Genomic DNA, 14,411 nt, shown 5'->3' with positions numbered 1-14,411 from the left:
GATCATATGATTCATATAGTTAAGCGTGGTGAAACGCTGGGTATTATTTCTGCTGATTATCGCGTTAGCCTCCAACGCCTATATGCTGCCAATCCTGGGGTCGGGCATTTACAAGTGGGCCAAAAAATTCAAATTCCGGGTCTGCCAGAGCCTTCAACTATACCCTTTACCATTCAAATATCTGTTGGAAAACGAAGACTAACATTATACAACAATGGAAGGCTAGTTAAAATTTTTCCGATCGCAGTCGGGAAGATGCTGACGGATACTCCGACTGGTGATTTCGTGATTGTAAATCGGCAGTATAATCCCGGTGGTCCATTTGGTGTTTTGTGGCTTTCACTTTCCAAACAAGGGTACGGGATTCACGGCACAAACAATCCAAGTTCAATTGGAAAAGCGGTGTCACACGGTTGTGTGAGAATGTACAATCGGGATGTATTGCAGCTGGCTGATATGGTACCCAATGGAACTAGAGTTACTATTCGTCCCTAAAAAAGTCCCACCTTCTAAAGTAAGAAGGTGGGACTCATTTAATTATTTATAGATTACGATTGATCCTACTGATTTATCTTTGGCTTGTCCGTTTACACGAACCTTAAGTCCGAAGTTACCAATATTACGACCAGCATCTGGCATAAAAGTATTTAAGAACGAGTTATTGTCATCAAATAGTGATACAGCTGGTTGGCTTGGGAAGTTTATCGTGTAAGTTGGGTAAGCAATGTCTATTCCAGAAGTAGGATTTAGCCCGAATGCAGCATCTGCAACTTGGAAACGGGAAATCGCTTCAACACCAGTGCTTAATTTTATACTCTTCGCAACGTGAGAATCGACAACTCCTAAGAAACCATCACCTGGGTGAATACCTGTCCAGTTATCTGTATAGCTGTCATCGACATACCATACGACTAAACCACCATCATAGCTCATTAAAGAATTGCCGCGCTTAATATGTGCGAGACCTTCATCAACGCCTTTATGGTTTCGCCATTCTAGTAAATAATAATGGTTTGTAAGTTTATTACCATCCATTTTTGTAAATCCATTTAATGCAAATGGAGATGTAGTTTTTTCTCCACCATCTTCTAATAATGTTTGGCCATCTGCAACCACTTTGATATTATCTGCAAAGAATCCGACAAACGAGCTGCCCCAATCTGTTGCATAGCGGAGGCGAACTTTGATTTTTTGACCCGCATAACTTGATAGGTCAAAAGACTGTGGCTCCCAACCATCGGATTTACCAGTAAAGCCAGGCATAGAAGTTAAGATTGTAGGATATCCTTCGGATACTACATCCGAACGAGTATGGTCATTCCCTAGTGATTTCCAAGTAGCCCCATTATCTTTTGAAACTTGAGCAAAAGCAAAATCCCATTGTTCTTCAATATCGTACCAAGCATCAAATGTTAACATAGCTGAAGATTTTCCTGTTAAATCAACGTCTGATACCATACTTGAATCCATCTCATCGGCTTGGCCACCCCAATATTCAAAACTTCCAGCTGCAGGAGTGTTGACAGGAGTTTTCTTTTTAGGTAAATTAACTCGAATCGCTTGGTTGTTTTGCCCGAGTGGTGAATTCGCTTGATCAAGTAAGAACTGTGTTCCTTTTGTGGAGACTTCTTCCCAGTTTACAGCTGTAGGGGCAGTCCATTTTCCACCTAATGTAGATTGGAAGTATTGCTTTGCCCAAGGAGAGAAGCCTGTTGGTTCTGAACCTGGGATTTTTCCTGCCCATGATCCAGCTGACATAATGGACCAGTATTCGACAGCCTCACCTTGGCCAGTGTAAGCGGTATCATATTCATCCGGAAGACCTAAATCATGGCCATATTCGTGGGCAAAAACACCTGTTGCACCATCTTCTGGCATCATGGTGTAGTCATAGAAACCAGGTACTCCTTTTCCAACCCCATCTGGATCAACTAGAGCAGCTGAACGGTGAGACCAAATGGCATTATCACCTTGTGATCCGCCACCTGCCTCTTGACCCATACCTGCGTGGATAATTTGCAGGTGGTCAACTAATCCATCTGACTCCCAGAAATCACCATCACCATCTAAATCATGAGGATCTTCTAAATCATAATCCTCAAGCGGGATATGGGCAGCTTTTGCAGCATCATAAACATCTTTAACTAACTTTTTGGAACCGCCTGGTGTAACGTTGTCATGACCGCCAGTTGTTTTATCAGCTCCGTAAAATTCTGCAGTTCCAGGAACCTTAAGCCAACCATACGCTTGTCCATTTATCGTATAGGTTCCTCCAGATTGCTGTTCATAATATTGCTTTTGAGAAACAAATTGTTCACCATTTGGACCTTTTACTCCGTTTTTTCCAAAAATCATATCTTCATAGTGTTCGAGAGTATAATCAGTGTAATAGTTGTCCGTTTCACCACGTTGGATACTGTTATGTGGTAGATTAGAGTATTCAACTGTTAAGGTTAATAATTTGCCTTGCTTTTGAACTCCAGGTGAATTTCCTTCTTTAACTGGATCTGGATTTCCTTTTAACTGTCCATTTTTGTTACCATTTCCTTTTAAAAGACCGTTATTGAAGTCTTTAAATTTCCTTTGTTTTTCTGCATCCCCGGCTTTTACTTTTGCAGCTAAAGGGTCAGATGTCTTTACTTTATCCTCTTTACCCTTCAATTCTAAGTACTTATGTAACGCTTTTTGCTTTTCAGCAGAAGATGCTCCCTTTGATATAACACCACGTTTAATAAGTGCATCTAGTAATTTATCTTCATTTACGACCGATAGGTCTAGTGACCCATAAGAATTTGAAACCGTTGTTGGACTTTTTGCTAGAACTCCACCCGATGTACTAGCATAGTTGCCCGGAAAACCGGCAAACAATGTACCAGCCATTATTGCGGTGGATAGACCTGTTTTTAATAGTTTCTTCATAAAACTCCCCCTAATTTTTTTGGCTTGCTAGTAAATAATATTTCGAAAATTGAAATAAAACAATAGGATTATTTCCTTAATTTTCTGTTAATTCAGATAAGTTATAGTTCTTTTGAATTATTTTTTCGACAGCGATTTTAATTTTTTTGAAAAAGTTTATATCATATATGAAAATAGCCGACTAGACTAATCTTTTAATTTACAATGGGTGTATTCTATTAAAAAAATAAGGCGTGAATTCGATGTGAATTCACGCCTGAAATAAATTAATGTGTTTGATTTATATTAATTACTCAGCTTTAGCTCCTTGAATTTGTAGGTTGATTTTTACTTTGTCAGCAACAAGGACGCCGCCAGTTTCAAGTGCCGCATTCCAAACTAGGCCATACTCAGAACGATTGATCGTACCTTCTGCACTAAATCCAACCTTTTCATTTCCCCATGGATCTTTTCCTTGACCTTCGAAAGTAACTGCAAATGTTTCAGGTTTTGATACACCACGTAGTGTTAAATCACCAGTAACATTGTATTCGCCGTCATCTGTTTTTTCAATTTTAGTAGAGCGGAAAGTCATTGTTGGGTGATTAGCTACATCAAAGAAATCTGCAGAAACCAAGTGTCCATCACGGTCTTGATTTCGAGTGTCTACACTTGCAGTATCAACTGAAAATTCAATGCTTGCAGTTGTTAAATCGGTTGGATCTGCATCAATCGTTGCGTCAAACTTGTTGAAAGTTCCTTTCACGTTTGCGATCATCATGTGACGAACAGAAAAATCTACACTGCTGTGTGATGCATCAAGAGCCCATTTAGTTTTTGTCATTTTATTTCTCCTCCAGTATGTTTGTTTAATTTATTTATCTCGAAATCAAAATAACTTAATTCAAGATAAATTATATGTTGTAAGCAAACATATTGTCAATTAGATTTTATAAATTTTTTTTGAATTTTTTCCAATACTATCTATATAAGTATTTAGGATTGGACGAATTAAATAATTCAAAGAGAATGTATTTAAGTTTGCGGATCACTGGAAGATGGATAGGAAGAAAATTGAGGATTACATAAAATAAGATAGGACAATAAAAAAAAACGCCCCTGAAGGCGTTTGTTAATGGCATAGAAAAATCTCCTTGAAAATGTAGGAGGGGCATGATAAGATGATATTTGGCATAAATATTTAATGATGTAGTTAATTAAAAACTACCTATTATAACATTAACACAATTTTATTCGATTGTCAACAAATGACCAATACATTTATCTGGGGAGTGGTTTGATGAGCGATTTACAGAGCAAAGGTTTGAAAATGGAACAAAGAAGAGTGACCACGGTTATAAATGAAATCGATAAAAAGATAAATAAATTAAAGCTAAATGCTGGAAAGGTAAGTTCAGATGTTCTCGAGATCCGTAAAGAATTTTGGGAAGATGTAACCGTCAATATGGATGAACCTGATGATATGATAGAAACAGCAGCGAGTATCAAACAACAGGCCGAACTGCTCTCAGAACGTGAGCGGACCCATAGACATTTGGATAAACATCTCAATACACTATCAAGATTAAAGTATTCCCCATACTTTGGACGGATTGATTTTTTAGAAAACGGGGAAGAAGCAGAGGACCGGGTATACCTAGGAATTGCATCGTTAATGGATGAACAGGATGAAAATTTTTTGATTTATGACTGGCGTGCCCCTATATCTAGCCTTTATTATGACTATTCACCTGGTCCTGCCAGATATAGAACCCCTGAAGGAATGATTGAAGGGGAAATGAACTTAAAACGTCAATTTATTATTAGGGCTTCAGAAATTAAAGGGATGTTTGATACAGGGGTAACCATTGGAGATGAAATGCTTCAGGAGGTTCTTGGAAACAACGCGAGTACGAAAATGAAAAGCATTGTTGCTACTATTCAACGAGAGCAAAATGAAATTATTCGCAATGAGCGGGCGAAAATTATGATCGTCCAAGGTGTAGCAGGAAGTGGAAAAACTTCTGCTGCCCTGCAACGGGTTGCTTACTTGCTCTACCGTTATCGAGGGACATTGAATTCAGAAAATATTATGCTTTTTTCACCTAACCCTTTGTTTAATAGCTATGTAGCAACGGTTTTACCAGAGTTAGGTGAAGAAAATATGCAGCAATCCACCTTTCAGGAATATTTACATTCTCGATTAGGTAAAGAATTTAATGTGGAAGACGCCTTTACGCAAATGGAATATTTGTTAAGTGAGAATGATGATGAAAAGGAATATAAACTTAGAGTTGAAGGAATTCGTTTTAAAGCAAGTCTTGAATATAAAAATATAATTGATCGATATGCGCATGGATTAACGAAAAGGGGTCTAATTTTTAGGGATTTAATATTTAGAGGAGATGTATTGATTTCTAAAAAGGAGATCCATGATTATTTTTATTCACTAGAAGAAAGCCTTAGCATACCCAACCGTATGCAGCTTGTAAAGGAATGGCTTTTAAGAGATTTAAAGCGGAAGGTTAGACAAGAGCGTTCGAGAAGCTGGGTGGAGGAAGAAGTACAATTTCTCGATAAAGAAGCCTTTATGGAGGCCTTCAAAAAACTTCAGGAAAAAAATCAATTTTCGGAAAATACATTTGATGATTTTGAGCAGGAGCAAAAACTCCTTGCTGAAATGGTCATAAAAGAAAAGTTCAGACCATTATTTGCGCGAGTAAAAAGTTTGCGGTTTATTGATTCACCTAAGATTTATCACCAGCTTTTTAAGCAAGCTGAAAATATGGATGAACGCTTACCTGTTGATTGGGACCAAATTTGCAGGAAGACAGTGAAGAAATTAAAGGATATGGAAATTCCTTATGAAGATGCCACACCATATGTATATCTCCAGGATTTAATTGAAGGTCGTAAGTCCAAATCTACTATTCGTCATATTTTTATTGATGAAGCACAGGATTACTCACCCTTCCAGTTTGCTTTTATACAAAAGCTATTTCCTTTTAGCAAAATGACTTTACTCGGTGATTTTAATCAAGCGATATTTTCTGGTGCCACTGGTGCGGAAACGGTTTTATCTGACCTAAATATCTCGGGAGAGACAATAGAGTCGTTTGTCCTTACAAAAACCTATCGATCGACAAAAGAGATTGTTAACTTTACCAGTGCGTTGATTGAGGGTGGAAAAAATATTGAACCCTTTAACCGCACGGGCAGGAAGCCGTTAGTTACTGAAATAGAAACCGATGAAATTACGCGAACAATAATCAAAACAATTAAAGATTTTCAAGATGATGGGCATCGGACCATTGCTGTAATCTGCAGGACAGCCGATGAGAGCAAAAGGGCCTTTGAAGCGCTCAAGAACGAGGTATCGCTCCATCTAATTGAAAAAGGAACGATTTCGTATGAGAAAGGAATTCTCGTTATTCCTTCCTATCTTGCGAAAGGAATTGAATTTGACGCCGTTATTTTGTACGATTGTTCTCAATATAAAAAAGAAAGTGAACGCAAATTATTTTATACCGTCTGCACAAGGGCCATGCATGAACTTCACATGAACGCAACATCTGGGATTAGTCCGCTAATGGAAGTTGCTCCTAAAGATACCTACACACTTGTAAAACCAAGTAAATGCTAATGAAAAAGAAGCTGTATGTCTCGATGACCTGAGCACACAGCTTCTTTAAGTTTAGGCTATGTCAAAAGTACTATGCATTTGCGCCAAATTCATAACCTAACTAGAAAAAATTAAAAAACAGCCGAATCCATTCCAGCTGTTCTTTGCTATATTATTTTTTTCCATTGTTTTTGAACTTGTTCTAAAGCAAGTTGGAATATTTCATCATCGGATGTTTCCCGATTAGCAATGACATTCGTTAAATAGCTTTTTCCTTCGAAAGTTACTGTTACTTCTACTTGTACCATAATTAATCTCCATTTCTATGTTTAAATTATTAGTAAAAAGTGTAGTCATAAATTACACAACGATTCAGTGTATTAAGTTATTTAAATAATTATGACGATATTTTTTCGACAAATGTTACTAAAACTTTTAGTTTTGATATAATTGTTTTATAAAAACAATAGGGAGGTAAATAAATTCAATGCATTTTGAAGAGGTAACAAAAGAAACATTGTTTATTGCACTCGAAATGATAAACTCGAATCCAGAATATAATATTTTTGAAAATGGCAAAGAGGCAAGAACACTTGCTGACATGGAAGAAGAATTCTTAAATCCTAATACTAACAGTGCATTTATAAAGCTCGATGACACCTATATTGGAATAATTGACTACTTATTAGAAAATCCGAAGGACCATTACCCCTGGCTTGGTCTTTTACTGCTTCATAGTGATTATCAAGGTTATGGTTTCGGTGCACAAGCTTTTGCAGTATACGAACATGAGATGCTTAAACGAGGTATGAAGTGTGTTAGAATTGGTATCTTAAAAGAAAATAAAAAGGCTCAACGCTTTTGGGAATCATTAGGATTTATCTATTATAGTACTGCAACAACACAAAAGGGAACTGGTATTTTATGTTATGAAAAACAAATTGGATAAAAACCCCAAGCTAGAGTTCATTATATTTCTTGATACATAAATTGCTCAGCAAAAAGTTGAACTTGATCTTTATCGATCTTATTTTTTTTCAATAACGATTCAGCGATGACCAGATTGGCTTGAATAGATATATTTCTTTTTAAATCACGAATGGACACATCTCCATTCAATAATTGGATAGCTTTTTCTCTAATGCCTTGATTCGTAGATGACTTGTATAAAAGGTAGGCAATACATGTGATCTTGTCCACATCAAACACTCCTCTTAAATCAAGTATAAACATTTTTTTACTATTTCGACGATAAGCAACGTTTTTCCTGCTATTATTCTGAAAATTTTAAAAAACTTAAGGAAGATTGTACGGAAAAGAGATTCATGGATTTTATGTGTTCTATTAATCTGAAAATTCAAATAAATTATTAAAAAGAATCTTCGCGGGGGCGGTAAAGAATGTTTGATTACGAAGTAGAAACAAGAGCAGGTTTTGAGGTGATGTCATCTATTTCAAAAGAAGGTTATTCTATTTATGATGTTAATTATGAAAGCCCTTTCAACAGGAAGGTGCCTGCCTTTCTTTTTATTCCTAACAAGGGAGGACCATTTCCAGCTGTCATTTTTATGCACCCTAGTCAAGGAAATAGAAAAACATTTTTTCATGAAGCAAAATTGCTTGCAACAAAAGGTTATATTTCACTCCTAATTGAAGTGCCGTTTTTCGGTGGGGAAGGTCTAACGGATGATCTTGATAGAAAAAAATTCACAAAAAAAATTGAAGCCTTAGCGGATATTCAAAAATACATTCATACTGTTATGGATATTAGAATGGGAGTTACACTGCTTAGTAAGCTAACGATTGTAGATGAAACTCGTATGGCTTTTGTTGGCCATGGTTTTGGAGCGTCCTGGGGCGGGGTAATTTCAGGAATTGATTCGCTCATTAAAACTTTTGTCTTAATATCAGGGTATGGGGAGGCTTCAGAGTGGCAACTGACTAGTGAACATCCAGTCGCAGCCATCATTCGCAGCTTTTTACCGCCTGAAAGATTTGAATATTTTATTTCAAGTCTTAGAAAATTAGATGCCATCCACTATGTAAAAAATGCTGCGCCGGCATCAATACTCTTCCAATTTGCCAAAAATGACGAATTTATTGAACGAGGCCATGCTGCGACTTTTTATTCTGCTGCAAGTTCTCCCAAAAGAATCAACTGGTATGATACCGATCATCTATTTACCAATTGCAAAGAAGCCTTACTTGACCGCCAAGAATGGCTTTCTGCCCATTTTTGTGCTCAAAATGACACGTTTTCAAAAGAATCTACAAAAAACTAAAATAAATCTCTTTCATACCGGAAATTTTGTTGAAAATTGCTTATTTGATATGGTATTTTATATAATATTGAAGGGATAAAAGAAATACGATGATAGTACGGTGGAATTTTACCTTTCGTCCCAAAAGGGATGGAAGGTTTTTTACTTTTTTACATAAGATTTAGGAGGAAAACCAATGAAACAGGCCTTAATCAAGGATTTGTACAGAAATACGGAAAGTTACATTGAACAAAAAGTCCAGTTATCTGGATGGATTCGTACGATTCGCGACTCCAAAACTTTTGGGTTCATTGAATTAAATGATGGCAGCTTTTTTAAAGGGGTACAGATTGTATTTGATGAGCAATTAGAGAACTTTAAGGATATTGCAAAGTTACCAATTAGTTCATCCATTAGGATTGAAGGAGACTTTATTTATACTCCTCAAGCGAAGCAGCCCTTTGAAATTAAAGCAACTAATATCGTGATTGAAGGTTCGTCAAATGTAGATTATCCCTTACAAAAGAAAAAGCATTCGTTTGAATATTTAAGAACTATTTCCCATTTAAGACCAAGAACCAATACGTTTTCAGCTGTTTTTCGTGTGAGATCACTTGCTTCCTATGCATTGCATAAATTCTTCCAAGATAAAGGTTTTGTCTATGTTCACTCACCAATTATTACCGGCAGTGATACAGAAGGTGCAGGAGAAATGTTCCGAGTGACAACACTAGATATGGACAATCCTCCAAAAAATGAAGAAGGCAAAACAGATTTAACCAAGGATTTCTTTAACAAGGAAACTAATTTGACTGTTAGCGGACAGCTTTCGGCTGAGGCGTTTGCCTTGGCTTTCCGGAATGTCTATACCTTCGGCCCAACTTTTAGAGCAGAGAACTCTAACACTGCACGACATGCAGCGGAATTTTGGATGGTAGAACCGGAACTTGCCTTTGCTGAGCTTCCAGATATCATGGACTTGGCTGAAGAAATGGTAAAATCTGTGATAGGCTATGTACTTGAACAAGCCCCTGAAGAAATGAATTTCTTTAACAGCTTTATCGAAAAGGGTTTATTGGATCGTCTAAATAATGCTTACACAGCAGACTTTGGCCGTGTGACATATACCGAAGCCATTGATATATTAAGGGAGTCCGAAGAAACTTTTGCCTATCCGGTAGAGTGGGGGCTTGACCTGCAAACCGAGCATGAACGTTATTTAAGTGAAACAGTATTCAAACGCCCAGTATTTGTAACAGACTATCCAAAAGAAATTAAAGCTTTCTATATGAGATTAAATGAAGACAACAAAACAGTAGCGGCAACTGATTTACTTGTGCCAGGAATTGGTGAATTGATTGGCGGCAGCCAGCGTGAAGAACGCGAAGAAATTTTGGCTGGTAAAATTAATGATCTTGGTATGAATGAAGAAGATTATTGGTGGTACCTTGAATTAAGAAAATATGGTGGTACGAAACATTCTGGTTATGGTATTGGTTTTGAGCGGTTAATTATGTACTTAACTGGAATGACTAATATTAGAGATGTCATTCCATTCCCGAGAACAACAGGAAATGCCGAGTTTTAAAACAAATTTAAAAAGGAGAAAGCTGATTCACAGAATCGGCCTTCTCCTTTTTATTTATTAAAGAACCTTTAATTCCTCTTCAAAAAAGAATGTTTCTGGATGTTCCTTAACGATATAAGAATATCTTTTCATGTTTTTAACATATTGTGATTTTAAAATTGTGACGACCTCGCCAGTTTCTTTAATGTTAACTGACTGTCCGTTTTTGTACAGATTGTTTGAGTTTTTCATGTTTCACACTCCTTTACCTATTCCTAATTAAGTATAACATAAGCCAAGATGGAAAGGGGGAAACCCTTCTTCCTTTCAATTATGAACTTAATGTGTTATGCTTTTAAAAAAGTGAGGTGTCATTTTGACAAATTATAAAGCAAAAAAAAGTAACCTCAAAGATTTATTATCAAAAAACGGCATGGACCTGGAAAGTTTGGAACGGAATACAAGTATTCCTCAAACTCAGCTCAACGACTACTTGTCCAAAAAAGTGATGAACTTAAATACTGCGATGACAATTTCAAGAGAATTAAATTGCTCTATTGAAGACTTATACATTTGGTCATCTGAGGAAAAGAAAGCGTAATACTTAAAAACAGGCTCTTCAATTGAGTCTGTTTTTTTATTGGTTTAAGAAAATAGCACGCGAAAATTTTCGCGTGCTATTTTCTAAACAAACTAATTTCTTAAATCACACTTTTCTAAAGGTATAAACTTAGTTTTCTTTGTAAATTTATATCCTAGCCATACAATAAGGAATAATGGCAGTCCGATATATGAAACAAAAACACCATTCCAATCGATTTGGTCACCCGTGAATGCGGAATAATTTTGTCCTAAGACAACAAACCCGCAAACGGCAAACGCGAAGAGCGGACCAAAAGGGAAGAATTTTGATTTATATGGTAACAAGCTAAGGTCCTTACCTTGGGCGACAAATGCTTTACGGAATCGATAATGACATACTGCAATACCGAGCCATGCGATAAAGCCGGACATTCCAGAAGCGTTTAACAACCATACATAAACCGTTCCATCCCCAAAGAAGGAAGCAAGAAATGCGAGTGTTCCCACTAAGGTTGTTGCAATTAAGGCATTGACTGGAACACCTTTTTTGTTTAATTTACCAAGGAATTTCGGTGCTTTGCCTTGACGGGCCAAATCCCAAAGCATCCGAGTGGATGCATACATTCCTGAATTTCCTGCCGATAATACAGCTGTAAGAATAACAGCATTCATGATTGAAGCGGCGAAAGCGATGCCAGCCTTTTGAAAAACCAGCGTAAATGGACTAACGGTTATATCCCCATTTGCTAAATTCCCGTTTGTATATGGAATAAGCAGTCCGATTACTAGTATAGCCAATACATAGAATAATAAAATACGCCAGAAAACTTGTTTCACTGCACGAGGAATAGCTTTCTTTGGATCCTCCGTTTCACCAGCAGCAACACCTAAAAGCTCTGTTCCTTGGAAGGAGAAGCCTGCAGCCATAAAGATTCCCATCATGGACATAAAGCCGCCGTGGAATGGAGCATCACCAACAGTGAAGTTTTTGAAGCCGATTGCTTCATTACCCATGATGCCGAAGATCATTAAAGTACCAGTAACGATAAAAATAATAACTGTAACAACTTTAATTAAGGAAAACCAATATTCTGCTTCTCCGAATCCTTTAACAGAAAGATAGTTTAATAGAAACATAATTACTAAAAAGATGCCGCTCCAAATGAATGAAGGAGTATGTGGAAACCAGAATTTCATAATCATTGTTACAGCAGCTAATTCGGCAGCAATCGTAATTGCCCAGTTATACCAATAGTTCCAGCCTAGGGCAAAACCAAGGGAAGGATCGACAAATTTGGTTGCATACGTACTAAAGCTTCCGGCAACTGGCATATAGGCACCCATTTCTGCTAAGCCCTGCATCAAAAAGTAAACCATAATACCAATAACAAGGTAGGAAAGGATTGCCCCGCCGGGTCCCGCACTATGGATAGCGCCACCGCTAGCTAGAAAAAGTCCAGTGCCAATCGTCCCGCCAAGGGAAATCATTGTGAGGTGACGGGATTTTAAACTTCGTTTTAATTCGGTTGGATCCTGTTGTAGTGTTAAGTCACTAGTATATTCACTCTCTTTTAATACTCTTGCTGTTTGCATTGTCTTGACTCCTCTTTTTCTAATTTTTTCGAGAAGGAGTTTGGAATAAAAAAATGCCATCGAAGAAGTATCGATGGCATTGTAAATACCCCGCATCATACCTTCCGAAAGATAGCTCAACACGCTTAGCTGGTAGGTTTAAGCGTGACAGTTCTGTTCCTATTTGGAGACAGCCCCAGCATGCTTTTTCAGAGATGAAAGCACACTTCGGCAGCTTTTCCTTTCAAACGGAGTCAAGGATGTCTCTCTCATCTCGTCCGCTTTACTGATAAAAACCGCGACCTCTACCTCATCGGTTTGATGAGGATTTATCATATAATAATATATTACTAAAGTATAAATATTATTATAGAATTGTCAATAATATATTATTCCAAAAATGAGAAGTCTTTATTCAATCAATTAGAATAAACAGATAATTGAGTTTCTTTTTAATAAATTATTTAATTTACTTTATAAGAGAGAATCGGTATTATTTTTAAATAGAATTAATTGCCTGTTTTTCATAGGAGGATTTTTACCATGCAGATTGTTGGAATGATTTCGGGATCTCTCATTGTTGTGGTTGCCTTTAACCTTTTCTTAATCCCTCATGAAGTGTTAAGCAGTGGATTGAGCGGAATTTCTATGATTTTAGGGATGATCTCGCCTGTTAATACAGGGGTGGCAAATTTCCTGCTGAATTTTCCGTTATTGATTATTGGTTATAAAATGTTAGGGAAAAGATTTATCGTGAATTCCATCTTTGCTGTAATAATTATATCAATTGGCCTTTATTTAATTCCCGTTCATGCCATTGCCGATGATAGAATTCTCTCCTCAATTTTCGGCGGTGCTTTAACCGGGTTAGGTGTCGGAATAGTTTTTCGCTGTTCTGGATCGACCGGGGGATTTGATATTATTGGCATGATTGTGGCGAGAAAAAGAGATTTTCCGATTGGTGTTTTACTTTCAGGCATGAATGCAGTCGTCATCTTGATCAGTGGATTTTTATTTGATTGGGATTCTGCTCTTTATACCTTGGTTTCCATTTTTGTTACAGGTAAAGTGGTGGATGCAATTTATACAGATCATGCTAAATTAACTTTAATGATCATTACAGATAAGGGCGAAGAAATGAGAGCTCATTTACTGACAAATTTGTATCGTGGCTTGACAATTATGGATGGGGTTGGCGGCTACTCAAATCACCAACGGAACGTGATGATAACGGTAATTTCCAGATACGAACTTAATGAAGTTAAAAACTTAATTACAGAAGTTGATCCATCAGCATTTGTCAATATAACCGAAACAATTGAAGTCATGGGGCTGTTTCATCGGCCAAGTCCATAAAAACAAAAAAGGTTTGCATCTATACAATAGAGCAAGCCTTTTTTTTGTGAGATAGTTACCCAGCATCATAGGGATTTCCCGCGTTTTTTTACCCATTTCATTAGCACATGAATAACCTCATCAAGTTCTTTACCAGTTGGAGTCAATTCATATTCCACTTTTTTTGGAGAGGTAGTAATGACGTTTTTGACAATCAATCCCTCATTTTCTAAATCACGTAAGCGTTCGGTTAAGAGACGATCAGAAATTCCTGGAATAGATGATATTATTTCATGGTACCGCTTCGGTCCTTCCATAAGCGTATAAATAACAGAACCCATCCAACGTTTGCCAATAAATTCGATAGCCTTATGAAAGTTAATACATATATGTTTAATTTCCTCTGCAGAATGAGACATACAATCTTGGTGGTTAGGTTCACTCATATAAAATCCCTCTTTTTTACTATTCTAACTGTATAATACCATATTTGAATTACTTGACGATAGGTACTTACTAATAGTAAGATGACTAAGAACTTACTTTTAGTAAGTTAAAAATTCACAGGGGGAAA

General features: G+C 36.9%; 14 protein-coding genes and 1 riboswitch. Of the genes, 7 read left to right on the top strand and 7 right to left on the bottom strand.

Going from position 1 to position 14,411, the window contains the following annotated elements; genetic code table 11:
- Positions 1-6: 6 nt before the first annotated feature.
- A complete protein-coding gene (locus CCK98_RS22235) occupies positions 7-495 on the top strand; it encodes a L,D-transpeptidase family protein (protein ID WP_088088563.1) in 489 nt (162 codons plus the stop codon).
- Between the two features lie 42 nt (positions 496-537).
- Here the strand turns inward: CCK98_RS22235 and CCK98_RS22230 are convergent, their stop codons facing one another.
- On the bottom strand, positions 538-2,919 hold the full coding sequence (locus CCK98_RS22230; protein WP_088088562.1) for an immune inhibitor A domain-containing protein: 2,382 nt from the start codon (positions 2,917-2,919) through the stop codon (positions 538-540).
- A 289-nt stretch (positions 2,920-3,208) separates the two neighbouring features.
- Positions 3,209-3,742 (bottom strand): YceI family protein, encoded by a 534-nt coding sequence (locus CCK98_RS22225; protein WP_088088561.1) that lies wholly within the window; start codon positions 3,740-3,742, stop codon positions 3,209-3,211.
- A gap of 456 nt (positions 3,743-4,198) precedes the next feature.
- Between CCK98_RS22225 and helD the strand changes: the two genes are divergently transcribed.
- The gene (gene helD / locus CCK98_RS22220; RefSeq protein ID WP_088088560.1) at positions 4,199-6,541 is read left to right on the top strand and encodes an RNA polymerase recycling motor HelD; all 2,343 of its coding nucleotides are present in this window, start codon (positions 4,199-4,201) and stop codon (positions 6,539-6,541) included.
- Between the two features lie 146 nt (positions 6,542-6,687).
- On the opposite strand, the gene CCK98_RS22215 is transcribed toward helD, so the two are convergent.
- Positions 6,688-6,828, bottom strand: a complete 141-nt coding sequence (locus tag CCK98_RS22215) for a BA3454 family stress response protein (RefSeq protein WP_088088559.1) — start codon at positions 6,826-6,828, stop codon at positions 6,688-6,690.
- Between the two features lie 179 nt (positions 6,829-7,007).
- On the opposite strand from CCK98_RS22215, the gene CCK98_RS22210 reads away from it, so the two are divergent.
- Positions 7,008-7,469 (top strand): GNAT family N-acetyltransferase, encoded by a 462-nt coding sequence (locus CCK98_RS22210; RefSeq protein WP_256942444.1) that lies wholly within the window; start codon positions 7,008-7,010, stop codon positions 7,467-7,469.
- Between the two features lie 20 nt (positions 7,470-7,489).
- On the opposite strand, the gene CCK98_RS22205 is transcribed toward CCK98_RS22210, so the two are convergent.
- Positions 7,490-7,720: a hypothetical protein gene (locus CCK98_RS22205; protein ID WP_088088557.1), complete on the bottom strand. Its 231-nt coding sequence runs from the start codon at positions 7,718-7,720 to the stop codon at positions 7,490-7,492.
- A 200-nt stretch (positions 7,721-7,920) separates the two neighbouring features.
- On the opposite strand from CCK98_RS22205, the gene CCK98_RS22200 reads away from it, so the two are divergent.
- The gene (locus tag CCK98_RS22200; RefSeq protein ID WP_088088556.1) at positions 7,921-8,802 is read left to right on the top strand and encodes an alpha/beta hydrolase; all 882 of its coding nucleotides are present in this window, start codon (positions 7,921-7,923) and stop codon (positions 8,800-8,802) included.
- 175 nt (positions 8,803-8,977) lie between these two features.
- The gene (asnS, locus tag CCK98_RS22195) at positions 8,978-10,369 is read left to right on the top strand and encodes an asparagine--tRNA ligase (protein ID WP_088088555.1); all 1,392 of its coding nucleotides are present in this window, start codon (positions 8,978-8,980) and stop codon (positions 10,367-10,369) included.
- A 57-nt stretch (positions 10,370-10,426) separates the two neighbouring features.
- Here asnS and CCK98_RS35580 read toward each other — a convergent pair whose 3' ends face one another.
- Entirely contained in the window at positions 10,427-10,600 is a 174-nt protein-coding gene (locus CCK98_RS35580) for a hypothetical protein (protein WP_179195897.1), read from the bottom strand.
- Positions 10,601-10,724: 124 nt separating this feature from the next.
- Between CCK98_RS35580 and CCK98_RS22190 the strand changes: the two genes are divergently transcribed.
- Positions 10,725-10,949: a helix-turn-helix transcriptional regulator gene (locus CCK98_RS22190; RefSeq protein WP_088088554.1), complete on the top strand. Its 225-nt coding sequence runs from the start codon at positions 10,725-10,727 to the stop codon at positions 10,947-10,949.
- Positions 10,950-11,041: 92 nt separating this feature from the next.
- On the opposite strand, the gene CCK98_RS22185 is transcribed toward CCK98_RS22190, so the two are convergent.
- Positions 11,042-12,523 carry an amino acid permease gene (locus CCK98_RS22185; RefSeq protein WP_088088553.1) on the bottom strand — a complete coding sequence of 494 codons (1,482 nt, stop codon included), beginning with the start codon at positions 12,521-12,523 and terminating at the stop codon, positions 11,042-11,044.
- Positions 12,524-12,627: 104 nt separating this feature from the next.
- Positions 12,628-12,818: riboswitch (Lysine riboswitch) on the bottom strand.
- Between the two features lie 227 nt (positions 12,819-13,045).
- Between CCK98_RS22185 and CCK98_RS22180 the strand changes: the two genes are divergently transcribed.
- Positions 13,046-13,858: a YitT family protein gene (locus CCK98_RS22180; RefSeq protein WP_088088552.1), complete on the top strand. Its 813-nt coding sequence runs from the start codon at positions 13,046-13,048 to the stop codon at positions 13,856-13,858.
- Between the two features lie 65 nt (positions 13,859-13,923).
- Here the strand turns inward: CCK98_RS22180 and CCK98_RS22175 are convergent, their stop codons facing one another.
- Entirely contained in the window at positions 13,924-14,283 is a 360-nt protein-coding gene (locus CCK98_RS22175; RefSeq protein WP_256942443.1) for a helix-turn-helix domain-containing protein, read from the bottom strand.
- Positions 14,284-14,411: the final 128 nt, after the last annotated feature.

The organism is Bacillus sp. OV166 (genome assembly GCF_900177675.1).
GTDB lineage: Bacteria > Bacillota > Bacilli > Bacillales > Cytobacillaceae > Neobacillus.
This window is presented reverse-complemented; position numbering and strand designations above follow the sequence as displayed.